Origin of the sequence: Salinispirillum marinum, assembly GCF_042650105.1 — a bacterium.
GTDB lineage: Bacteria > Pseudomonadota > Gammaproteobacteria > Pseudomonadales > Natronospirillaceae > Salinispirillum > Salinispirillum marinum.
The window spans coordinates 1,460,158-1,482,994 of sequence record NZ_JBHSAL010000001.1 but is presented as its reverse complement, the minus strand read 5'-3'; the positions used below and the strand labels follow the sequence as shown (position 1 = coordinate 1,482,994).

The 22,837-nt window shown below is 55.3% G+C and carries 18 protein-coding genes; 8 read left to right on the top strand and 10 right to left on the bottom strand.

The genetic code is table 11. The features are described from left to right. The first annotated feature begins 90 nt into the window (after positions 1 to 90). From prpC to ACFOSD_RS06870, 6 genes are all read left to right on the top strand, one after another. Positions 91 to 1,230: a bifunctional 2-methylcitrate synthase/citrate synthase gene (gene prpC, locus ACFOSD_RS06895; RefSeq protein WP_380692379.1), complete on the top strand. Its 1,140-nt coding sequence runs from the start codon at positions 91 to 93 to the stop codon at positions 1,228 to 1,230. A 27-nt stretch (positions 1,231 to 1,257) separates the two neighbouring features. Beyond that, the gene (gene acnD, locus ACFOSD_RS06890; protein WP_380694929.1) at positions 1,258 to 3,867 is read left to right on the top strand and encodes a Fe/S-dependent 2-methylisocitrate dehydratase AcnD; all 2,610 of its coding nucleotides are present in this window, start codon (positions 1,258 to 1,260) and stop codon (positions 3,865 to 3,867) included. Then, a complete protein-coding gene (gene prpF, locus ACFOSD_RS06885; RefSeq protein WP_380692380.1) occupies positions 3,867 to 5,066 on the top strand; it encodes a 2-methylaconitate cis-trans isomerase PrpF in 1,200 nt (399 codons plus the stop codon). Before acnD ends, prpF begins: the two co-directional genes overlap by 1 nt. A gap of 91 nt (positions 5,067 to 5,157) precedes the next feature. After that, entirely contained in the window at positions 5,158 to 6,006 is an 849-nt protein-coding gene (locus ACFOSD_RS06880) for a DMT family transporter (RefSeq protein ID WP_380692381.1), read from the top strand. Positions 6,007 to 6,058: 52 nt separating this feature from the next. Further along, the gene (locus ACFOSD_RS06875; RefSeq protein ID WP_380692382.1) at positions 6,059 to 6,445 is read left to right on the top strand and encodes a hypothetical protein; all 387 of its coding nucleotides are present in this window, start codon (positions 6,059 to 6,061) and stop codon (positions 6,443 to 6,445) included. A 138-nt stretch (positions 6,446 to 6,583) separates the two neighbouring features. Next, the gene (locus ACFOSD_RS06870) at positions 6,584 to 6,985 is read left to right on the top strand and encodes an MAPEG family protein (RefSeq protein WP_380692383.1); all 402 of its coding nucleotides are present in this window, start codon (positions 6,584 to 6,586) and stop codon (positions 6,983 to 6,985) included. A 21-nt stretch (positions 6,986 to 7,006) separates the two neighbouring features. On the opposite strand, the gene ACFOSD_RS06865 is transcribed toward ACFOSD_RS06870, so the two are convergent. From ACFOSD_RS06865 to ACFOSD_RS06850, 4 genes are all read right to left on the bottom strand, one after another. Beyond that, on the bottom strand, positions 7,007 to 8,191 hold the full coding sequence (locus ACFOSD_RS06865) for an AAA family ATPase (RefSeq protein ID WP_380692384.1): 1,185 nt from the start codon (positions 8,189 to 8,191) through the stop codon (positions 7,007 to 7,009). 83 nt (positions 8,192 to 8,274) lie between these two features. Further along, positions 8,275 to 8,769, bottom strand: a complete 495-nt coding sequence (gene gpt / locus ACFOSD_RS06860) for a xanthine phosphoribosyltransferase (RefSeq protein ID WP_380692385.1) — start codon at positions 8,767 to 8,769, stop codon at positions 8,275 to 8,277. A gap of 90 nt (positions 8,770 to 8,859) precedes the next feature. Further along, positions 8,860 to 9,405, bottom strand: coding sequence for an adenine phosphoribosyltransferase (locus tag ACFOSD_RS06855; protein ID WP_380694931.1), 546 nt, complete (start codon positions 9,403 to 9,405; stop codon positions 8,860 to 8,862). Positions 9,406 to 9,423: 18 nt separating this feature from the next. Continuing rightward, on the bottom strand, positions 9,424 to 10,713 hold the full coding sequence (locus ACFOSD_RS06850) for an NCS2 family permease (RefSeq protein WP_380692386.1): 1,290 nt from the start codon (positions 10,711 to 10,713) through the stop codon (positions 9,424 to 9,426). 325 nt (positions 10,714 to 11,038) lie between these two features. Between ACFOSD_RS06850 and ACFOSD_RS06845 the strand changes: the two genes are divergently transcribed. Together ACFOSD_RS06845 and ACFOSD_RS06840 are read left to right on the top strand one after the other, a co-directional pair. Further along, a complete protein-coding gene (locus ACFOSD_RS06845; protein WP_380692387.1) occupies positions 11,039 to 12,091 on the top strand; it encodes a Gfo/Idh/MocA family oxidoreductase in 1,053 nt (350 codons plus the stop codon). A 19-nt stretch (positions 12,092 to 12,110) separates the two neighbouring features. Continuing rightward, positions 12,111 to 12,560 carry a heme-degrading domain-containing protein gene (locus tag ACFOSD_RS06840; protein WP_380692389.1) on the top strand — a complete coding sequence of 150 codons (450 nt, stop codon included), beginning with the start codon at positions 12,111 to 12,113 and terminating at the stop codon, positions 12,558 to 12,560. 17 nt (positions 12,561 to 12,577) lie between these two features. Here the strand turns inward: ACFOSD_RS06840 and ACFOSD_RS06835 are convergent, their stop codons facing one another. The 6 genes from ACFOSD_RS06835 to ACFOSD_RS06810 all read right to left on the bottom strand — a co-directional run bounded on the left by ACFOSD_RS06835 (position 12,578) and on the right by ACFOSD_RS06810 (position 22,630). Beyond that, positions 12,578 to 14,596, bottom strand: coding sequence for a beta-propeller domain-containing protein (locus tag ACFOSD_RS06835; RefSeq protein WP_380692390.1), 2,019 nt, complete (start codon positions 14,594 to 14,596; stop codon positions 12,578 to 12,580). A gap of 223 nt (positions 14,597 to 14,819) precedes the next feature. Then, positions 14,820 to 15,182 (bottom strand): hypothetical protein, encoded by a 363-nt coding sequence (locus tag ACFOSD_RS06830; protein ID WP_380692391.1) that lies wholly within the window; start codon positions 15,180 to 15,182, stop codon positions 14,820 to 14,822. Further along, positions 15,179 to 15,658 carry a transcription elongation factor GreA gene (greA, locus tag ACFOSD_RS06825; protein WP_380692392.1) on the bottom strand — a complete coding sequence of 160 codons (480 nt, stop codon included), beginning with the start codon at positions 15,656 to 15,658 and terminating at the stop codon, positions 15,179 to 15,181. The genes ACFOSD_RS06830 and greA overlap by 4 nt, the downstream gene beginning before the upstream one ends. Beyond that, entirely contained in the window at positions 15,655 to 18,876 is a 3,222-nt protein-coding gene (carB, locus tag ACFOSD_RS06820) for a carbamoyl-phosphate synthase large subunit (protein ID WP_380692393.1), read from the bottom strand. The genes greA and carB overlap by 4 nt, the downstream gene beginning before the upstream one ends. A gap of 435 nt (positions 18,877 to 19,311) precedes the next feature. Beyond that, complete coding sequence (gene carA / locus ACFOSD_RS06815) at positions 19,312 to 20,442, bottom strand: glutamine-hydrolyzing carbamoyl-phosphate synthase small subunit (protein ID WP_380692395.1); 1,131 nt, start codon at positions 20,440 to 20,442, stop codon at positions 19,312 to 19,314. A gap of 328 nt (positions 20,443 to 20,770) precedes the next feature. Further along, on the bottom strand, positions 20,771 to 22,630 hold the full coding sequence (locus ACFOSD_RS06810; RefSeq protein ID WP_380692397.1) for a methyl-accepting chemotaxis protein: 1,860 nt from the start codon (positions 22,628 to 22,630) through the stop codon (positions 20,771 to 20,773). Positions 22,631 to 22,837: the final 207 nt, after the last annotated feature.

Sequence of the window (22,837 nt, the reverse complement as noted above, 5' to 3'; positions counted from 1 at the left end):
GAGCCCCCATGGACGGGTTTACGGCGTCCGGGGAAAGGGCATACCCCTCCCCATTAACCGCTACCCGAGAAAAACTAGAGGACAATAATAATGACCGACACCACAGCGAAACCCCTATCTGGCGCAGGCCTGCGCGGCCAATCCGCTGGTGAAACCGCCCTCTGCACCGTCGGTAAAACCGGCGCTGGCCTCACCTATCGCGGCTACGACGTCAAAGAACTCGCCGACAAAACCCAATTTGAAGAAGTCGCCTATCTGCTGCTGTACGGCAAACTGCCCAACCGCACCGAACTGGCCGCCTACATCAAACGCCTAAAAGGCCTGCGCGGCCTACCCGACGCGCTAAAAGCCGTACTCGAACAGATCCCCGCCGACGCCCACCCCATGGACGTCCTGCGCACCGGCTGCTCCATGCTCGGCAACCTCGAAACCGAACACAGCTTTGACGACCAACTGAACCACATCGACCGCATGTTGGCCGTCTTTCCGTCCATCATCAACTACTGGTATCGCTTCAGCCACCACGGCGAGCGCATCGACACTCTGGCCCCTGAAGTCGACTCCATCGGTGGCCACTTCCTCGCTTTACTGCACGGCAAAAAACCCAGCGAATTGCACGAACGCGTCATGAACGTCTCGCTGATTTTGTACGCCGAACACGAATTCAACGCCTCAACGTTCGCCGCCCGCGTCTGCGCCTCCACCTTGTCTGACGTGCATTCCGCCGTCACCGCCGCCATTGGCACCTTGCGCGGCCCACTGCACGGCGGCGCGAACGAAGCCGCCATGGCCATGATCCAGCAATGGAAATCGCCCGACGAAGCGGAAGAAGCCATTTTGGGCATGCTAGCGCGCAAAGACAAAATCATGGGCTTTGGACACGCCATTTATCGCACGCACGACCCGCGTAACGACATCATCAAACTGTGGTCGGAAAAACTGGCCGCCGAAGTGGGCGACACCGTGCTTTACCCCGTGTCTGTGCGCTGCGAAGAAGTCATGTGGCGCGAGAAAAAACTGTTCTGCAACGCCGACTTCTTCCACGCCTCGGCGTACCACTTTATGGGCATCCCCACCCCGCTGTTTACACCCATTTTCGTGTGCTCACGGGTGAGCGGCTGGACGGCCCACATCATGGAACAACGCGCCAACAACCGCATCATTCGTCCCAGCGCCGACTACACCGGGCCAGAAAACCGCCCCGTACCGGCACTCGACGAACGCGCTTAAACACCACCGGAATCAGCGAGCCCAATGATGAACAGCCTCTACAGAAAAACGCTCCCCGGCACCGCACTGGAGTATTTTGACGCCCGTGCCGCGGTAGACGCCCTCACACCCGGCGCGTACGACACGCTGCCGTACACTTCGCGCGTGTTGGCCGAAAACCTTGTACGTCGCTGTGACCCCGAGTTGCTGAACGATGCCCTGCGCCAGTTGATCGAGCGCAAACGTGACCTCGATTTTCCGTGGTTTCCGGCGCGTGTGGTGTGTCACGACATCTTGGGGCAAACCGCATTGGTCGACTTGGCTGGCCTGCGCGACGCCATAGCCGCCATGGGCGGCGACCCGGCGAAGGTCAATCCTGTCGTGCCAACGCAGTTGATTGTGGACCACTCGCTGGCCGTCGAACACGGCGGCAACGACCCGGACTCGTTCGCCAAAAACCGCGCCATTGAAGACCGCCGCAATGAAGACCGCTTCCACTTCATCAACTGGACCAAGCAAGCGTTCAAAAACGTGGATGTGATTCCGCCCGGCAACGGCATCATGCACCAGATCAATCTGGAAAAGATGTCACCGGTGATTCATGCCGTAGACGGCGTGGCCTACCCCGACACACTGGTCGGCACCGACAGCCACACCCCGCACGTGGACGCACTCGGTGTTATCGCCATTGGCGTAGGCGGTTTAGAAGCGGAAAGCGTCATGCTGGGCCGTGCCTCATGGATGCGGCTGCCGGATATCGTCGGTGTGGAACTGGTGGGCAAACGCCAACCCGGTATTACCGCCACGGACATTGTGCTGGCGCTGACCGAATTTCTGCGCAACGAAAAAGTGGTATCGACTTGGCTGGAGTTCTTTGGCGAAGGCGCCGACTCGCTGACCTTGGGCGACCGCGCGACCATTTCCAACATGACGCCCGAGTACGGCGCCACGGCGGCACTGTTTTCTATCGACCAAAACACGCTCGACTATTTAACGCTCACCGGGCGCAGCGCCGAACAGGTGGCCTTGGTGAAACAGTACGCGCAGACCACCGGCTTGTGGGCTGATAGCCTGAAGAGCGCACAGTATGAGCGCGTATTGCGCTTTGATCTTTCAACCATAGGCCGCAACATCGCCGGGCCAAGTAATCCGCACAAGCGCGTATCGACCGCCGACCTTGCCAAATTGGGCATCAGCGGCACCGTCGAACACCACGCCGATGGCCGTATGCCCGATGGCGCTACTATTATTGCCGCCATCACCAGTTGCACCAACACCAGCAACCCGCGCAACGTCATCGCTGCTGGCTTGTTGGCGAAAAAGGCCAATGCCTTAGGCCTGCAAGCCAAACCTTGGGTGAAAACCTCGCTCGCGCCCGGTTCCAAAACCGTGCAACTGTATTTGGAAGAAGCGGGTCTGCTACCCGAATTGGAAAAACTGGGCTTCGGCATCGTCGGTTTTGCCTGCACAACCTGCAACGGCATGAGCGGCGCGCTGGACCCGAAAATCCAGCAAGAAATCATCGACCGCGACCTCTACGCCACCGCCGTGTTGTCCGGCAACCGTAACTTCGATGGCCGCATTCACCCCTACGCCAAACAGGCGTTTTTAGCCTCGCCGCCGTTGGTGGTGGCCTATGCCATTGCGGGTACTATTCGCTTTGACATCGAAAAAGACGCCCTCGGCGTGGACGCCCAAGGTCAGCCGATTACGCTGAAAGACCTCTGGCCCAGCGACGAAGAAATCGACGCCATTGTCGCCCAAGCGGTGAAACCCGAGCAGTTCAACGCCGTGTACATCCCCATGTTCCAAATCGACGACAGCGCCAAAACGGCCGTCAGCCCGCTTTACGAATGGCGCCCACAAAGCACCTACATTCGTCGCCCACCGTATTGGGAAGGTGCACTGGCCAACAAGCCCGCGCTCAAAGGCATGCGTCCGCTGGCCGTGCTGGGTGACAACATCACCACCGACCACCTGTCGCCGTCTAACGCCATCATGCTCGACAGCGCAGCGGGTGAATATCTGGCCAAAATGGGCCTGCCGGAAGAAGACTTCAACTCGTACGCCACACACCGCGGCGACCACCTCACCGCGCAACGCGCCACCTTCGCCAACCCCAAACTGTTGAATGAAATGGTGCAGGAAAACGGCAAAATCAAACAAGGCTCGCTGGCGCGCTTAGAGCCCGAAGGCCAAGTGGTGCGCATGTGGGAAGCCATTGAAACTTATATGGCGCGCAAACAACCGCTGATCATTGTGGCCGGGGCCGACTACGGCCAAGGCTCCTCACGCGACTGGGCCGCCAAAGGCGTGCGCTTGGCCGGTGTAGAAGCCATTGCTGCGGAAGGGTTTGAACGCATTCACCGCACGAACCTGGTCGGCATGGGCGTGTTGCCGCTGCAATTTGAGCCCGGCACGACGCGACTGACGCTGCAGTTAGACGGCACCGAGATCTACGCCGTAGAAGGCGACATCGCCCCCGGTGCGACCCTGACCTTGGTGATTGAACGCACTGACGGACGCACCAATCACAGCATCGAACGCGTACCCGTACTGTGCCGTTTAGACACCGCCGAAGAAGTGTCGATCTACAGCGCAGGCGGCGTATTGCAGCGCTTCGCGCAAGACTTTTTGGAATCTGAAGGAGCTGTGTGATGACTGCAACAAAGACGTTCCCAGCACAGCAGCGCATCCCCGCCACCTATATGCGGGGCGGTACCAGCAAGGGTGTATTCTTCCGTCTAGAAGATCTGCCCGCCGCCGCCCAACAACCCGGCCCAGCGCGCGATGCGTTATTGATGCGGGTGATTGGCAGCCCTGACCCTTACGGCAAACAGATCGACGGCATGGGCGGCGCCACGTCAAGCACCAGCAAAACCGTGATCATCAGCCGCAGTACCAAGCCGGACCACGACGTCGACTACCTGTTCGGCCAAGTCAGCATCGACCAACCCTTTGTGGACTGGAGCGGCAACTGCGGCAACCTGTCCGCCGCCGTCGGGCCGTTTGCCATTCAAGCCGGATTGATCGACCCCGCACGCATCCCCGACAACGGCCTGTGCGAAGTGCGCATTTGGCAAGCCAATATCAGCAAAACCATCGTTGCGCACGTACCCATCACCAACGGCCAAGTGCAAGAAACCGGCGACTTCGAACTGGACGGCGTGACCTTTCCCGCCGCCGAAATCGCCGTGGCCTTTATGGACCCCGCCGCCGATGACGACCCAGACGCCAGCGGCGGCGCACTGTTCCCCACCGGCAACGTGCAAGACCGCTTGGACGTACCGGACGTAGGCAGCTTCGAAGTCACCCTAATCAATGCCGGCATCCCGACCATATTCCTGCACGCCGACGCACTGGGTTACACCGGCACCGAACTGCAAGACGCCATCAACAGCGACCCCGCTGCCCTCGCCCGCCTTGAAACCATTCGCGCCCATGGCGCCTTGAAAATGGGGCTGATCAAACACCTGGACGAAGCCAAAACCCGCCAACACACCCCAAAAATTGCCTTCGTCGCCCCCGCGCAGAGCTACACCGCCTCCAGCGGTAAAGCCATTGTTGCCAGCGACATAGACTTGGTCGTACGCGCGCTCTCTATGGGCAAACTGCACCACGCCATGATGGGCACCGCCGCCGTCGCCATTGCTGCCGCAGCGGTCATTCCCGGCACACTGGTGAACCAAGCAGCAGGTGGCGGGCAACGCGACAGCGTGGTGTTCGGCCACCCTTCCGGCACGTTAAGAGTGGGGGCCGTGGCTGAGCAAAATGGTGAGGATTGGGAGGTAAAGCAAGTGACGATGAGCCGGAGTGCAAGGGTGTTGATGGAGGGGTGGGTAAGGGTGCCTGTCTGATCTATCGCTACTTTGCTGAAGCAACGGATTATTTGAGTTTATGGCGCGTTAAAAGCACACTCTTCATCGATTAAATCTACGAACATTCATTATGCCTTTCTTACGCATTGCTCTACTTACGCTACTCGCCATGACCGCCTTCGCCGGTAATTCACTCTTAGCCCGCATAGCACTAACACAAACTACCATCGACGCGGTCAGCTTTACGTCTATTCGGTTAATCTCTGGTGCATTGGTACTGTGGGCCATCACGATGTTCTTGCATCGTGACCACACTGGCAAAGGCAATTGGGTGTCCGCCATTGCGTTGTTTGCGTACGCGGCCTGTTTCTCGTTCGCCTATTTCAGTCTGACGGCGGCGACTGGTGCTCTGCTCCTCTTCGGGGCAGTTCAGGCAACCATGATCGGTTATGGATTTTGGACGGGCGAGCGACTGATCAAACAACAACTTGCTGGCCTTGTGCTAGCGGTAGGCGGATTGGTTGTGCTGATGCTGCCCGGTTTGTCGGCACCACCGCTGTTTGGCTCTCTGTTGATGTTGGCCGCGGGCATGGCGTGGGGCGTCTATTCTGTGCGCGGAAAGGGCGCGGGTGATCCTACTCTGGTAACCGCTGGGAATTTCCTGCGAGCTTCGGTTTTTGCCGTCCTGTTGGCCATCGCGTTCTATGCACGTAGCAGTTTGGACTACGCTGGTATTGGGTATGCGATTGCTTCGGGTGCCATTACGTCCGGTTTAGGCTACGCGCTCTGGTACTCGGTTTTGCCCATGTTACGAGCGACCAACGCGGCGACAGTGCAATTGAGTGTACCGGTCATTACGGCGCTGGGTGGCATTGTGCTCTTGAACGAAGCCATGACGTTGCGGTTTGTTCTGGCGTCGTTAGCCATTCTGGGTGGCATTGCCTTGGTGATTTTAAGCAAAGATCGACAACTAAGATAAAGACGCTACACTGGCGCAGACTTAGCCTTCCACTACAGAAGCCCATCACATAATGACCTACCCCATCCTAGCGGCCTATTTTTTCAGCATGCTCACCGCTCTGACGGTGCTCTTTCAATTAGCGCTCGCCGCCGGTGCGCCGTGGGGCGAGATGGCGATGGGCGGAAAATACCCCGGTCGTTTTCCGCCATCACTGCGGGTGGCGGCAGTGGTGCAAGCGTTGCTGCTGTTATGCCTTGCGTTGATTGTGTTAACACGGGCGGGGCTTATGTTCCCGGGTTTTTACGCCTTTTCCACGGTAGCAATTTGGTTTGTGGTGGCATTTTGTGCGCTGAGTGCGGTGCTCAACAGCATTACACCCAGCAAAAAAGAAAGACGACTGTGGGCACCGGTTACCATTGTACTGCTGCTTTGCGCCATAGCGGTCGCTGTGAACTAATACGCACAACCGCCATTGAATTCTTGCGGTTCCCACTACGCTCGACATGCAAATCAAACGTATCTTTGCTTGCTGTGCTGTTTTAAGGCCAGAACTTGCTACCATGCGACAACGTTCACTGTTTGAGGAAGCTTAATCATGATCTACCCGCTATTGGCCATGGTGGCCTTTACCTTTGTGTTGTTGTTTGCCGGCTTTGCGATGCGTTTTCGGGCGGTGATGAAGGGTGAAGTTTCGATCGGGTATTTCCGCTTAGTGAGTGGCGAAGCGCCAAAGTATCTGCAACAGGCTACGCGACACTACAGCAACCTGTTTGAAATGCCGGTGTTGTTTTATGTGGCCGCACTGATCTGCGTACTGTACCCCATTGAGGGAGCGTGGATTACCGGCTTAGGCTGGCTTTATGTGGCAGGCCGGGCAGGACATGCGGCCGTACACCTGACGTACAACAACGTGGTACACCGCATGTTGGTGTTTCATTTTAGCAATGTTGTGTTGATTGCATTGTGGGTAATGGTTGGGTTGGCGCTGACGCGTTAGACGCAACCTCCTGATCCTCCGTTAAAGATTTTCCAAGCGCATGGTACGCCGCATAAATTCATCGAACAGCGGAACAGTGAATGCGGTGTCACCATGGTTTGGGCTATAGATCATGCCTTTCTCAATCAGCTTGCTGCGCAATGGTGCCAAGCTGGTTACCTCACGCTGCAACAAAGCCGCAATGTCTCCGGAACGATGCGGCCCGGCGCCTAATTCGGCCATGGCGCGAATGTAACGTTTTTCCGCGGGTGTTAGTCGGTCAAATCGGACACGAAAGAAGCTCTCATCCAACGCTGCGATGGTCAGCTGATGCGCGGTGATCACATCATCTACAGTAATAGGGCTTTGTCGGGCAACGTCCCATGTATGCTTACCCCATTCTTGCAGAAAGTAGGGATAACCTTGGGTTTCTTTAACAATAGCTTCTACGGCTTCCACCTCGAAGGCAACACCTTCCTCTCGCGCGGGTTCTAAAATGGCTTTTACAGCATCATCATGCTCAAGCGGCCCAATTTCAGGATAGTCAAACAATCGCTCTGCATACGATTTTGCATTGCCTGCTTTACCTCGTAGTTGCGGTAGCCCTGCTCCCATCATGGCAACGGGAAGGCGATCTTGCGCGCAGCGGTGCAGTGCTGTAATCAATGCCGCCAGTTCATTTTCGCTCACATATTGCAGTTCATCGATAAACATCACCAATGCAGTATCAGCGTGCTGTGCAGCAACGCCCACCGCGGCCAACAATGTCGTTAAATCGCCCTCTAAGTCACCATTGTCCGCTAATCCGGGCTCGGGCTCGAAGTCTAACCCGACTTCAATATCGCCAAACTTCATTTTCAGTGACGTGGCAAACCCTGCCAAGGCGCGTAACGCTTTATGGGCAACATGTTGTGCGGTTTTAATACGGCTGAGGCGCAATAAGGCTAGCCTCAGTTGTGGGGCTAATAAAGCGGGCAAAGAACGGTTTTCGGGTGTTTCAATACGTACTGTATGCACGCCTTCTTTTTCGGCATCGAGGCGCATTTGTTCAAGCAATACCGTTTTACCAACACCACGTAGACCGATCAATAACTGACTTTTGGCTGGCCGCCCAAGCCGCAACCGGGCTATGGCTATGCGTACCGTTTCTCTTAGGTCGTCACGTCCTGCCAGTTCGGTGGGTGGCGTACCTGCACCGGGTGAGTAGGGGTTGGTTACCGGGTTCATTATACGGACCTTAGCAAGTTTATCCTAAAAAGATAATACTCCTAATTTCCGTATAATCCAGCAATCAAGACGTCCGAAGAGGATTATCCATCCTTCCCAAACCTTGAGATTACGGGCTCAACATAGCTAAACCCCATATCCCAAGGGAATTGAATCCAGGTGTCTTGCGAGACTTCGGTGATGAATTCGTCCACCAGGGGAATGCCATCGGGTTTGGCGTACACGGTCACAAACTTGGCTTTGGGCAGCATGTCGCGCACCAACCGCGCCGTTGAGCCGGTATCCACCAGATCATCGACCAGCAAGTAGCCTTCGCCATCACCCACTTCGGGCGAGAATTTTTTCAGTACTTTCAAACTGCGCTGTTCCATGTGGTCGTAGCTGGACACACCTATGGTATCAACCCAAAGGATGTTCAATTCGCGGGCAATTAGTCCCGCTGGAATAAGACCACCACGGGTGATGGCAATAATGCCTTTGTACTGATTGCCCACCAGCCGTGTTGACAGTTCACGGGTATCCCGGTGAATCTGATCCCAACTGATGGTGAAATATTTGCGGTAGCGTTCTGTGGTCATATTTTTCTCCAGTGATGCCCCACTGCTCTTAGGTACAAAAAAGGTGCCCTAAGGCACCTTACCGTACGATGATGTCAATCAACTTACGGTCTATTCGGATTCGCTGAATTCACACACACTGAAGACACTGAATCCCGCGTGTTCAATGGCGGCGGAACCACCCAGCTCGGGTAGGTCAATAATGGCTGCACATTCTACCACTTCGCCCCCTAAACGCTTAATCAAATTTGCCGCCGCCAGCATGGTGCCACCGGTGGCAATCAGATCATCAATCACTAGGATGCGATTACCGGGATTAAAGGCATCGGCGTGTAATTCAACCGTTGCTTCGCCGTATTCCAGTTTGTAGGTTTCGCTCAGCGTTTTGAAGGGCAATTTGCCCTTCTTCCGTACCGGCACGAAACTCGCCCCCAATTCGTACGCAAGGGGCGCCCCAACAATGAATCCGCGCGCATCAATCGCTGCAATGGCATCGATCTGCACTTCCTGATAACGATGTACAAAAGAATCGATCAGTTTGCGAAAGGCGGCTTTTTGCTGCATCAGCGGTGTGATATCGCGGAAGTTCACGCCGGGTTGCGGCCAGTCGCGTACCGTGCGAATCACACTTTTAATGTAGTCACTGTAAGGGGTCATCGTGGTCATGTTTTACTCTTAAAGGAAGATGTATTTCAGCACAAACAGCGCTGCCAAAACGTAGGCCGCTATGCTGACATCCTTCCATTTGCCGGACAAGGTTTTGATGGCGGCGTAACTGATGAACGCCAACGCAATACCTTCCGCAATGGAATAAGTGAACGGCATAGCCAGCGCGGCAATCATTACCGGCGCGGCTTCGGTCACATCGTCCCAGTCTACTTTCGCCAATGAACCGGTCATTAACACGGCGACGTACAGCAACGCCCCAGCGGTAGCAAAGGCAGGTACTGAACCGGCTAAGGGTGCAAAGAACAAACACAGGAGGAATAAACCCGCAACCACTACGGCCGTTAAGCCTGTGCGGCCACCGGACGAAATACCCGCCGCGCTTTCAATGTAACTGGTGGTCGTAGAAGTACCCAACAGAGCACCGGCCATGGTAGCGGTGGAGTCCGACATCATGGCGCGATTAATACGTGGCAGGTTGCCGTCTTTATCCAACAGTTTGCCGCGCTCGGCGACACCGATCAATGTACCGGAGGTATCAAACAAGTCGACGAACAAGAAGGAGAAGATCACGCTGATCATCGCTACATCCAGCGCCCCGACGATGTCGAGTTGGAAGAACGTCGGTGCAATGGATGGCGGCATGGAAATAAAACCACCAATGCTGTTATGACCCGTAATGGCGGATGCTACGGTAACGGCCAGCACACCGATCATGACGGCGCCGGTAATCTTCAAATACGCCAAAGCGGCAATGATGAAAAAGCCAATCAACGCATAGATGGCTGAGGCAGACGTCAAATCACCCAAACTTACCAAGGTCGCCGGATTACCGATCACAATGCCAGCATTCTGCATGGCGATGATGGCCAGGAAGAAACCGATACCGGCACCGATGCCTAAACGTACAGACTTGGGAATGGCGTTGATGATCCATTCACGCACCTTGAAGATACTCAACAGCATGAAGATCACACCGGACAGGAAGACTGCCCCCAAGGCTGTTTCCCACGCGTGGCCCATGCCCAACACGACGCCGTAGGTGAAGAAGGCGTTCAAGCCCATACCGGGCGCTTGCGCGATGGGGTAGTTTGCCCACAGGCCCATGATCAAACAGCCTACCGCTGCGGCTAAACAGGTCGCCACAAAGATAGAATCACGGTCCATACCGGTTGCCGACAAGATGTCGGGGTTCACAAAAATAATGTAGGCCATGGTCAAGAAAGTGGTGATCCCAGCGATCACTTCCGTTTTGACGCTGGAGCCTTGTGCTTGGATCTGAAACAGACGTTCTAGCATAATCGTGCTCTCTGGTTTGTTGTTGGAGTCGAGCTCGGTGCGTTCATGATTCGTGCATTGGGGTATCCCTTGATGAACGAACGTAAAACATCACCCTGCACCATAAGATGGCGCAGTTTCCCGATTCTGTAAAGTTATGGAAAGTTTTGGTGCGTCATCTTGGGTTGACAATGCACCCTCACTGACCGCTTAGTCAAGTTAGCAAAATCCGCACCAAGACAGCTCTAGCGTGGTGCGTTACATTTTGATACTTGCGTGAAGGTCAGCAGGCTGGCATTAAAGTACAGCCTTACTTTTCTTACTTTCCGCTGACATGAGGGCTTCTGTGACACACTCCACCATTAAGACTGGTCTGATTGGCTTTGGTCTCTCTGGGCGCATATTTCATGCCCCGTTCATTCTCGACCACCCGGATTTTCAATTAACGGCAGTAAACAGCCGACAAGCGGAAGCGGTGGCAGAACTGGCACCAGAAGCGCGCGTGGTCGCAAGCGCAGAAGCCCTTCTGGCAGATGATGATCTAGACCTTATCGTGATCACCGCCCCCAATGCCTTGCATTTTCCATTGGCTGAAGCCGCCCTCTTGGCCGGTAAGCATGTACTACTGGAAAAACCCTCGGTGACGGAGTTGGCGCAAATGGAAACCCTTGCTACCTTGGCGCAGCGGCAGGGCAAAGTGCTGACGGTGTATCAGAACCGGCGCTTTGATGGCGATTTTCAAATCCTCCGCGAACTGGTAAGCAACGGCTCGCTGGGCAGCTTAAAACATCTGGACACCCGCTTTGATCGCTTTCGCCCTACCCCGCAACAACGCTGGCGCGAACAACCGGGAGTTGGCACGGGCATTTTTTGGGATTTGGGTCCGCACATTCTGGATCAGGTATTACACCTTCTGGGCACACCCCAACGCCTGAATGCGACCTTGCGCACCCTACGAGACGGTGGCACCACCACCGATTGGTTTGAGGTGCAATTGGACTACGGCGACAAAGTCGTGCATTTAGGCTCCACGCCCTTTGAGGCTGGACCGATGCGCCGTTTCGCAGCGCGCTTTGAGGGCGGCAGTTGGCACGCCTGGGGCTTGGACCCACAGGAAGCCGCATTACGCGCCGGTCAGATGCCTTGGCACCCGGACTACCCCTCTCAAGGCGCTGCACAAACAGCGGACCTGAGCGATGCCCAAGGTACTCAATCTCAGGCGTTAGCGAGCGGTCACTATCGCGCCTTCTATCAACAATTGGCCGACGCCATTCATGGCCGTGGCCCTGCCCCTGTTTCGCTCGCTGATGCCTGCCAATTGGTTTATGGCTTACAACTGGCGGAACAGTCCTCCGCCGAGGGCCGCTGGTTAGACTGGCAGTACCAGCCAACATTTTGACCAAGATGGATGCATAACGATGAATTTAGAAACCTTGTTGGAACAAGAAGACCGATTGCAATTTACCCACTTCGATGCAAACACCGCATGGGCCTTAGGTGAGCACTTACGCACCCGCGCCTTGACGGAACGTAAGGCGTTGGTGGTGGAGGTGTTCGCGTTTCAGCAGATTCTGTACCGCACGGCGACACCCGGCACCCAACCTGAACAGCATTTTTGGGTGGAGCGCAAACGCGCTTCGGTCCTGCGCTTTGGCAACAGCAGTTTTTATCTGGGTCAAGCGGCGCAAGCGAAAGGCACCACCTTTGAGGCCAAAGAGTACATCGATGTACAGCACTATGCAGGGCACGGTGGCGGTTTTCCTTTGCGCTTAAAAGGCATGGGAATCATTGGCGCGGTAACCGTTTCCGGTTTACCGCAAGCGGAGGATCATCAATGGGTGGTGGATGCGCTCGTTGCGATTTTATAGTCGTCTATCGCCTCAAATTACCAAGTGGTGCGGCGCTGAGCGCTGGGGTTTTGCCAAGGGAATGAAATCAACTCTTGGCCCCATACCAGATGCACCGCATCGCCGTAGAAAAATGCGCGAGCGTCTTGCACTGTCGTCCAGTCATCTCCGGCTCGTGCTTTAATGGGCACCCACTGGGCATCCCAGGTCGGCGCGGGCGCGGTGGTGATGTCGTACAGCAATACGCCCGCTTGCCGTTCTTGCCAGTTTTCCGCCAGCAAAACGGGGAATGCCATGCGATAGCGCGGCTCATTGGGCCACGCCAAACCGGTTAACGCATGATGGTTGTGCAATACGGGAGCAAAGGAGCCCCGCCCACCCCATTCGTCGTCGTACACTGAACGCAAATCACCGGCTACAGACGCATCGTACAGACTCACTTTTAAGGCCGTTTGCACGCCCTCCAAATCGGCCTGAAAGCCAATACCGACCAAAATATCATCCGTCACACGATGCAGGTAATCCGAAAAGCCGGTTTCCTCATAAGCATCCGTCATGTAGGGCGCGTCCGGCTGCGTGATATCAATCACATACAGCGGGTCGGTGCGTTCAAAGGTCACAATAAACGCCCGGTCATCCGTCAGGCGCACACCCTGCACATTTTCACGCGGTTTGCCGATGCGCTCGGGTTCGCGGTCATTCGGCAGTACCGCAAGTTCTCTGAAACCGTCAGGCTCCACGGCGACATTGATCAGGCGATGCCACCAATCGTCATTAACGTATTCGGTGGTGACCATGGTCAGCACGTGGTTGTGTTCCCGAATGCGAAATTCAGGGTTGTTCCAGCCCAGCGCACCCTCATAGTCGTAGCTATCGAAATAAGTAGGGCGAGCGGTGGTAAGGTCGAACCGGTGCAACTGGCTGCGTTGGCTGTTCCAATCCGGGCTGTCTAGCAAATACAGCGCTTCGCGGTTCTGGTAAATGCCGTTGATCGGGGTCGCGGCGCATTCGGTGGTGAATTGCTCGGGATTGTTCAAGTCAATCAAGGTGATCTGCGTCAGGGTGTGATAACCCGCCTCGGTCCATTCTCCCTCTAATGGCAGATAGCAGCCTTGCGCCATCGCCGCGGGTGCAATGGACTGACCGTTGAACGTCATGCTTGGTAGTAGATCGTGTATGGTCGCTTGGGTCAGTATCTCTGCGTTACGAGCTTTGGCTTCGTCATCGTTCCAAGTATGTGTTAATCCCTTAAGCGCCGGGCTGAATCGACTGACCAGCACCATATAATTATCGACCCGACGGCTATCCACCAAGTCGCCGTCTATCGTCAGTGTCCAACCAGGCTGTATGCGGTCGGGCTGTCGCACATCTATCGCTTCTACCGCCACCTTGCCGTTTTGCCAAAACAAGGGTTCGTTCCAGCCATGGTAAGGCATACGGCGACCACCCACGGCCAACAGACTGTCTTCATACGCATAGAAGCCATTCACCCACACCAAGTCCGGGTGCAGGGAGTAACTGCCACGCGGTTCATGCGTTGCATCGGGGCGTACCGTGAATGTCTGAATACTGGCGGGTGTGATCTCGCGCGCTGCACGCCAATCCTCTTCCGCCATACGCCACGGATAAAACACCCTAGGTTCATTCAGAATATAGAGATGATTGTTCAGATACTTCACCCGGTCAGCTTCATCGACACCCTGTTCAATGGTGTTGGTTTCGCTGACCGGAGCCGGAACCGCTGCGCTGTCCATTGTCGCGGTTTCTGCCATGCCCATGGTGCGCATGATCATAAACGGAGGATGTTCGGAGTAGGCTCTGGCTAATCCGGCTTTGAGGAAGGCTTCCAAGGTATGCGGATCGCTCACTTGGGTCAACGAGGATACGCCAAGATCGCGCGGTGGCGGAACATCGGGGCCAGGGAAGATCATACGCTGTACTTGCTGGGTGTCGGCACCGCCCAACTCGGCGTCCGGTACTTCTGTGGCGTCATGACGGGCGCAGGCACTCAAGAGTAATGACGCAATAGGTAGTGCAATAAAAGGAAAGGCACGCATGACGTTCTCCTTGGCAAACGCTGTTGGAGGAATTCTGGACGACCAGCAGAAAAAAGCGTGCAGTTTTACGCAGGGCTGACCTTTATAAACGTACGACGCTTTTTCGATCGTTAACGAAAGGGTAATGCAGGGGCGCAGGGCGTATGCCTCAAGGCGCGCCTTCCGGCCTGCCGTGAAGTGCCGGAGGCATACCCCGAAAGCCCCATGAGGGAGAAGTAAACAACTAGCTTTGGAAGGCCACCCAAGCCACGCACAGCAAACTCACCATGCCGTAGAGAATCGGTGAGGACGTGGCCGAGCTATCGACCACCACATACATAATGCCAACGGCGCTGGCCGCTGCACCAATCTGAAAAGCGGTGTCCTGCCACGGTGTCCACTGTAGCGCTTGCGCACGGGCCAGCAGGACAATGGCAAAACACAACAGCGCCAACAGCATGGTGATTTTACGCAACGCCACCAGTTCTTCTGGTGCTAAGGTATCCTGCAAAAAAGGGGTAACCAAATAGCCTATGGCCCAAACCGCCCCCACAGCGAACACGAACATAAGCCGTGCACCGAGGTGACGAATGGGCGTGAACATCACAGGTGTTCTACCTTCTCGATTTCATACTCGACCTGACCACCCGGCGTGACGACGTTCACCACATCGCCTTCTTCTTTGCCGATCAGCGCACGCGCAATGGGAGACGTGACGGAAATGCGATTTTCCTTCACGTTGGCTTCATCTTCACCGACGATGCGGTAGGTTACTTGTGCGTCGGTATCAAGATTGATCAACGACACCGTGGTACCAAACACCACTTTTCCAGTGTTGGGCAATGCCTTCACATCAATCACTTGGCTGCCACTCAGCTTGGCTTCGATTTCGGCAATGCGGCCTTCAATAAAACCCTGTTGCTCGCGCGCCGCGTGGTATTCGGCGTTTTCTTTCAAATCGCCGTGCTCACGAGCTTCGGCAATGGCCGCGATCACCTTCGGGCGCTCGATGGATTTCAGTTGTTTCAGCTCGTCTTGGAGGGCTTTTTCGCCCTCGACGGTCATCGGATAACGTGTCGTCATTGCACGGCTTCCTTATGTAAATCTTGCAGTTTACGAACGGTGCTGTCGGCCTGATATTCCAAGGCCGCCACAGACGCTACCGCACCTTCCAAGGTAGTGGTGTAATACACTTTATGCAACAAGGCACTGCGGCGAATCATGGCGCTGTCGGCAATGGCTTGGCGGCCTTCTGTGGAATTCACGATGAACTGAACTTCATCGTTCTTGATCATATCGACCATGTGTGGACGGCCTTCTTTCACCTTATTCACGATGCTTACCGTGATGCCACGCTCGGCCAAATAGGCGGCTGTACCACTGGTTGAAAACACCGTAAAGCCCAAGGTTTGCAGCTTACGCGCCAACTCAACGGCTTTCGGCTTGTCGCGTTCTTTGACGCTGATGATCACATTGCCTTGACGCGGAATGCGCACATTGGTTGCCAAAGTTGCCTTACCGAAGGCTTCGCCGAAGGTGTCACCCACGCCCATGACCTCACCGGTCGACTTCATTTCCGGGCTCAGAATAGGATCGACGCCGGGGAACTTGTTGAACGGCAATACACATTCTTTTACGGAGAAGAATTCGGGAATCAGTTCTTTGGTGAAATCCAACTCGACCAACGATTTACCCGCCATCACGCGTGCGCCGACATCGGCTAACGAGCGACCAATGGCTTTCGATACGAACGGTACGGTGCGTGATGCACGCGGATTCACTTCAATGACGTACAGTTGGCCATCTTGCCATGCCATTTGCACGTTCATCAAACCGACAACACCCAACTCGAGAGCCATCGCGGAAACTTGCTCACGAATCATATTTTGAATGTCGTCCGATAACGAGAACGGTGGCAACGAACAGGCGGAGTCACCCGAGTGTACGCCCGCTTGTTCAATGTGCTGCATAATGGCACCAATCACCACACGCTCGCCGTCGCATACGGCGTCGATATCGACTTCAATGGCGCTGTCCAGGAAGCGGTCCAGTAATACGGGCGAGTCGTTCGATACCTTCACCGCATCGCGCATGTAGCGCAGCAGCTCTTCTTCGTCATAAACGATTTCCATCGCCCGGCCACCCAATACATAGCTCGGGCGCACCACCAACGGATAACCGATTTCAGCGGCTTTGATGACCGCTTGCTCGACACTGCGCACCGTGGCGTTGTCAGGCTGCAACAGGTTCAACTTTTGAATCATCTGCTGGAAGCGTTCACGGTCTTCCGCGCGGTCGATTGCCTCCGGTGAGGTGCCAATGATGGGCACACCGGCCGCCGCCAGTGCCCGCGCGAGTTTCAGTGGCGTTTGTCCGCCGTACTGCACGATCACACCTTTCGGCTTTTCGAGGTCGACAATTTCCAATACGTCTTCCAATGTCACCGACTCGAAATACAGGCGGTCGGAGGTGTCGTAATCGGTCGAAACGGTTTCCGGGTTACAGTTCACCATGATGGTTTCGTAACCTTCGTCGCGCATCGCTAAAGCAGCATGCACGCAGCAGTAGTCGAACTCGATACCCTGACCAATGCGGTTCGGGCCACCGCCGATGACCATGATTTTCTCGCGCTCACTGGGGTTAGACTCGCATTCTTCGTCATAGCTGGAATACAGATAGGCAGTACTGGTGGCAAACTCCGCCGCACAGGTGTCCACGCGCTTGTAGACCGGACGAATGCCGTGTTGATGCCGCAGTGCCCGCACTTCGCTTTCTTTTACGCCTAGCAAAGCAGCCAAACGTTCATCGGCAAAGCCTTTGCGTTTGTAGGCACGTAAGGTTGAAGCATCCAGCGTGGACAGGTTGCTGGCAGCAATTTTGGCTTCGTCTTTAATCAGGTCTTCCAGTTGAATCAGGAACCACGGATCTACGCCGCTCAGTTCATAGACTTCTTGTACGCTCATGCCCAAACGGAACGCATCACCCAGATACCAAGGGCGTTGTGGGCCGGGTTCTTTCAGCTCACGCACAATGGCTTCACGGGCGCCGTTTTCGTTCAGGTCGACAATGGGCTCTAAACCGGCCGAACTCACTTCCAAACCACGCAAGGCTTTTTGGAAAGATTCTTGGAAGTTACGGCCAATCGACATCACTTCACCCACCGACTTCATCTGCGTGGTCAGGCGATCGTTGGCTTGCGGGAATTTCTCAAAAGCAAAACGTGGAATTTTAGTGACCACGTAATCAATGGAGGGTTCGAAAGAGGCAGGCGTTAAACCGCCAGTGATCTCGTTGCTCAATTCATCCAAGGTGTAACCCACGGCCAGTTTGGCCGCAACCTTGGCAATCGGGAAGCCCGTTGCTTTCGATGCCAATGCTGACGAGCGAGATACCCGTGGGTTCATTTCGATGATGACCATACGGCCCGTTTTCGGGTCGATACCGAACTGCACGTTGGAACCGCCGGTTTCGACACCGATCTCACGCAACACTGCCAAGGAGGCGTTACGCATGATTTGGTATTCTTTGTCGGTCAACGTTTGCGCGGGGGCAACGGTGATGGAGTCACCGGTGTGCACGCCCATGGCGTCAAAGTTTTCGATCGAGCAGATGATGATGCAGTTGTCATTTTTGTCACGCACGACTTCCATTTCATACTCTTTCCAGCCGATCAGGCTTTCATCGATCAGAAGTTCGTTGGTGGGCGAGAGGTCGAGTCCGCGCAGGCAGATCTCTTCAAATTCTTCTTTGTTGTACGCAATACCACCGCCAGAACCACCCATGGTGAACGAGGGGCGAATGATGGTCGGGAAACCGAGGTCTTTTTGTATAGCCCAGGCTTCTTCCATGCTGTGCGCGATGCCAGAGCGCGGGGTTTCGAGGCCGATGGCTTTCATGGCTTTGTCGAAGCGGTAGCGGTCTTCGGCTTTGTCGATGGTGTCGGCGTTGGCGCCGATCATGGTGACACCAAACTTTTCCAACACGCCATTACGTTCGAGGTCGAGGGCGCAGTTCAATGCGGTCTGACCACCCATGGTGGGCAATACGGCGTCTGGGCGCTCTTTTTCGATGATTTTAGCGACTTCTTGCCAGACGATGGGCTCAATATAGGTCGCATCGGCCATGCTGGGGTCGGTCATAATCGTCGCGGGGTTGGAGTTGACGAGAATGACTCGATACCCTTCTTCCCGCAGGGCTTTACAGGCTTGCGCGCCTGAATAGTCGAATTCACAGGCTTGCCCAATCACAATCGGGCCAGCGCCAATGATCAAAATGCTTTGTATGTCTGTTCTCTTCGGCATGAGTCAAGTTTCTCTTTTGGTGCCTAAATGTATTCAGTACTGTTCAAATTCGTACGTTCGCCGGTACCCGCTTGGCTGCACCGCCGCCGCCGACATTACGGACCACTCGCCGCAGACACGCATAAACCCATCCATGGGGCTCCATTGCGGCTTCCTGCCGCAAAGGGTCTGCTTTGAGTGGTCCGCACTGCCTGCGGCTGTACCCCGTACCCAGTTCAAAGCAACCGACACGCTTTGATCAATCGGGGGCAGGCCTAAGAGGGGCGATAAACCCTAGCCTGGCCGCCGACCCCCCAGGGACAAATTCGTCAGGAACGAATTTGCACGACCGCAGGGAGCCCGAAGGGTCAAGCGCAAGGATGCGCTTGATAATCGGTTTATGCGTGTCTGCGCAAGGCGGTGGGTATCCACATCAGCAAGAGCTACATACGCGCATCAACGCGCTGCCATCATCTCGACGAACTGGTCGAATAAGCCGGCAACGTCTTGCGGGCCTGGGCTGGCTTCAGGGTGCCCCTGAAAGCTGAACGCTTGCTTATCCGTGCGGCGAATACCCTGCAACGAACCGTCGAACAACGAACGATGCGTGGCTTCAAGGTTGCTTGGCAAACTGTCTTCCGCAACCGCGAAACCATGGTTCTGACTGGTGATCATCACCTTCTTGGTCGCCAAATCCTGCACCGGATGGTTCGCCCCATGGTGCCCGAACTTCATCTTCTCGGTCTTTGCGCCACTGGCCAATGCCAACAACTGATGACCCAAGCAAATGCCGAACACTGGAATGTCGGTTGCCAGAATCTCTTTAATGGCAGAAATCGCGTAATCACACGGCTCTGGGTCACCGGGGCCGTTGGACAGAAATACACCATCTGGCTTGAGAGCTAAAACATCTTTCGCCGGGGTTTGTGCCGGGACGACCGTTACCCGACAGCCGCGACTGGTCAACATGCGCAGAATGTTACGTTTCACGCCATAGTCGAACGCGACAACATGGTGCGGTAAATCGGCATCCGCCAACTCCGGGTGACCTTCACCCAAGGCCCACACACCACCGCGCCAATCGTAAGATTTCGCCGTACTCACCACCTTCGCCAAGTCCATACCCTTTAACGATGGCGTAGCCTGCGCTTTCGCAATGGCTGCTTCCGCACTCGCATCAGCACCGGCCATGATGCAACCGTTCTGGCTGCCCTTTTCGCGCAGGATACGGGTGAGACGTCGCGTGTCGATATCCGCAATCGCCACCATGTTATGACGCTGCATATAAGACGAAAGGGTTTCTTCACTGCGGAAATTGCTGGCTAACAGCGGGAGGTCACGGATGATCAGGCCTTTGGCCCAGAGTGTGTCACACTCTTCATCTTCAGAATTCACACCCGTATTGCCGATGTGTGGGTAGGTCAGGGTAACGATCTGCTCGGCATAGGAGGGGTCTGTCAGGATTTCCTGATAGCCGGTCATGGAAGTATTGAACACCACTTCTCCTGTGGTTTCACCTTCCGCGCCGATCCCGATGCCATGGAACACGCTCCCATCGGCGAGCGCAAGTATGGCTGGTATAGTCAAAGTTAAGGTCCTCACCCGGTCACTGAAAACTCGTTATGCACTGCGGAACTTTAAGAACGAAACCCAATTAGCGTCAACTTTCGGCAATCTCTCAGCATCATGCAGCGATATGCTTGGATCGTCTGACTAAGGGTTGTAAAAAAGCGAGATGAACCGGAAGCTCACCTCGCTTGATTGCATTTTTTCGCCCTGTGACCCCACAGGCAAATTTGGTGAATTTTATGGGAATTGGGGCGCTATGTCTATGTGAAATCGGCTTTAAAGAGTCATGCGAGCGGCGCATAAATCATCCGTCAACGCCGCACCAAAGCTGCCTAAGGGGTCAAATTTAAACCTTAAATTGGCTAACACCAGCGGCCAGACTTTGTGCCTCTGTGTTAACGTCATGGGTGATGGCAAGCAACTGCATCACCTTGGCTTGCTGGTCGCTGACCAGTGTCGCAATATGATCCATGTCTTGCGTCATGGTGCTGGTCGTGCGCGCCACCTCGTCTACCGCCACCCGAACTTCATCCATGCGTTGCGATGAATCCGCACTGGTGGTGCGAATGCCTTCCACGGCGGTTAAGGCTTCTTGTCCCAACTGTGAACCCAATTCCACCTGACTGCGGGCTTGTTTAACCGCCTCAATGGTGGCTTGAGTATCACGCTGAATGCCCAGAATGCGTTGCCCGATATCGCCGGTCGCCCCTGCGGTTTGCTCTGCCAGGGTGCGCACCTCATCGGCCACCACGGCAAAACCACGCCCGGCCTCGCCGACACGTGCCGATTCAATGGCGGCGTTCAACGCCAATAAGCTGGTTTTTTCCGCGATGCCATTGATCAACTCCAACACCGAACCAATTTTGTCGGAATGTTCACCCAAGTGACCGGCCCGTTGGTCGATCACCGCGACCGTGGCCGCAATTTCCTGCATGGCGTCAATGGCTTGACCGATCACCTGACCCCCTTGATGCGCGGCCTGTGCCGCACCTTCGGTGGCTTCATCCACCACCGCAGCCGAAGCGGCTACCTGATCGGTGGTGGCACTGACTTCTTCCATCGCGGATGCCAAGGCGTCGCTGCGTTCATGCAAGGCATCGCCGGCGCTGCGTAAACCACCGATATGTTCCTCCATCACCGTTGCCATGCTTTGCAGTTGCTGATTGCTGGCTTGCAAACCCACCACCAAGCCCGATAGCGCTTCAACGGTGTGGTTGATGCCCTGGGCTAGGGCTCCCAGCTCGTCATCGCCCTGACGCGTTGGCAATCGATCACGCAAGTCACCGGATGCAACCGCATCAAGAAACGCCAGCAACGCAGCAATACGTGATTGTAAGCGGCGACTGAGCCATAGAATGGCACCCGCCAGCAAGGTGGCCACCAACACACCCGTAAAGATCATACTGGCGCGTTGCACGTTGACCTGGGCGCGGGCATCCGCCTGTGCTTGTAGGAGTTGTTCGCCAGTGACCCGACGGGCCAATTCCGCCAGTTCAACCATTAAACCATTGCCCACAGCATTTAATTCTGCGGTGGCAGCGTTGAGGGCCAGGCGCCCCTCTATCAGCGCGGCACTGGCGTCGGCATAGTCTTGCAGATAGCTACTGAATTCATCGTTGAAACCGAGGCGTTCAAGATTGGCCGCAAAGTCGGCAATGCCAGACTGCCAACGCTCTATGTTGGAGGGCGACAGCGCAATAACAAAATCCTTTTCTTGTGCACGCACAGCGTTAAAACGTGTGACCAAAGCGCCCAGGCCTTCCAACTCATACGCCAAGGCTTCAGCACTGGCCGCCAGCGCTCCCTGCTGCCCTTCGTTCGGTGACAGGCCGACAGCGACTTGATAGGTCAAGGTATGATCAAAGGCGACGGCAAAGTCATCTGCCAGGGCAGCCACCGCACGCGTATCCATCGTAATGCCTTGCAGCGTGTCGGCAATGCGCTGCGGTAGTGCGGCCAAGCGCGCCCGAAAGTCTTCTTCCGCAGCACTGGTTAAATCCCGGCGTGCCAGTTCCATTTGCACGATGTCGGCCTCCAGCGCGAGCAAATCCAAAGCTTGATCGGCGGTCGTACTGACTTGCCCAAAGGCGCGATTTTGTTGTACTAAACCAAAGATACCAATGGTCATCAGGGTAGCCATACCCAACACGACCAGTACCAGCAAAGCCCACAGGCTCTGCCGGAAGTTCAATTGCCATTTCATCATACTGCCTTTTTTATTGTTGTCATGTTACGTGACGTAATGGGCGACCCATGTCGCCGCGCATGTGAGCCAAGCCATATCAAAATTCACGCCAACGAATAAATATCTATATATTTCAATGACTTAATGGATATTGACCCTAGAGCTACGTCCATTTAGCACCGTTAGGGGCGGCGATCTATCCGACCTTTCGGAAAATAGTACCGCAGC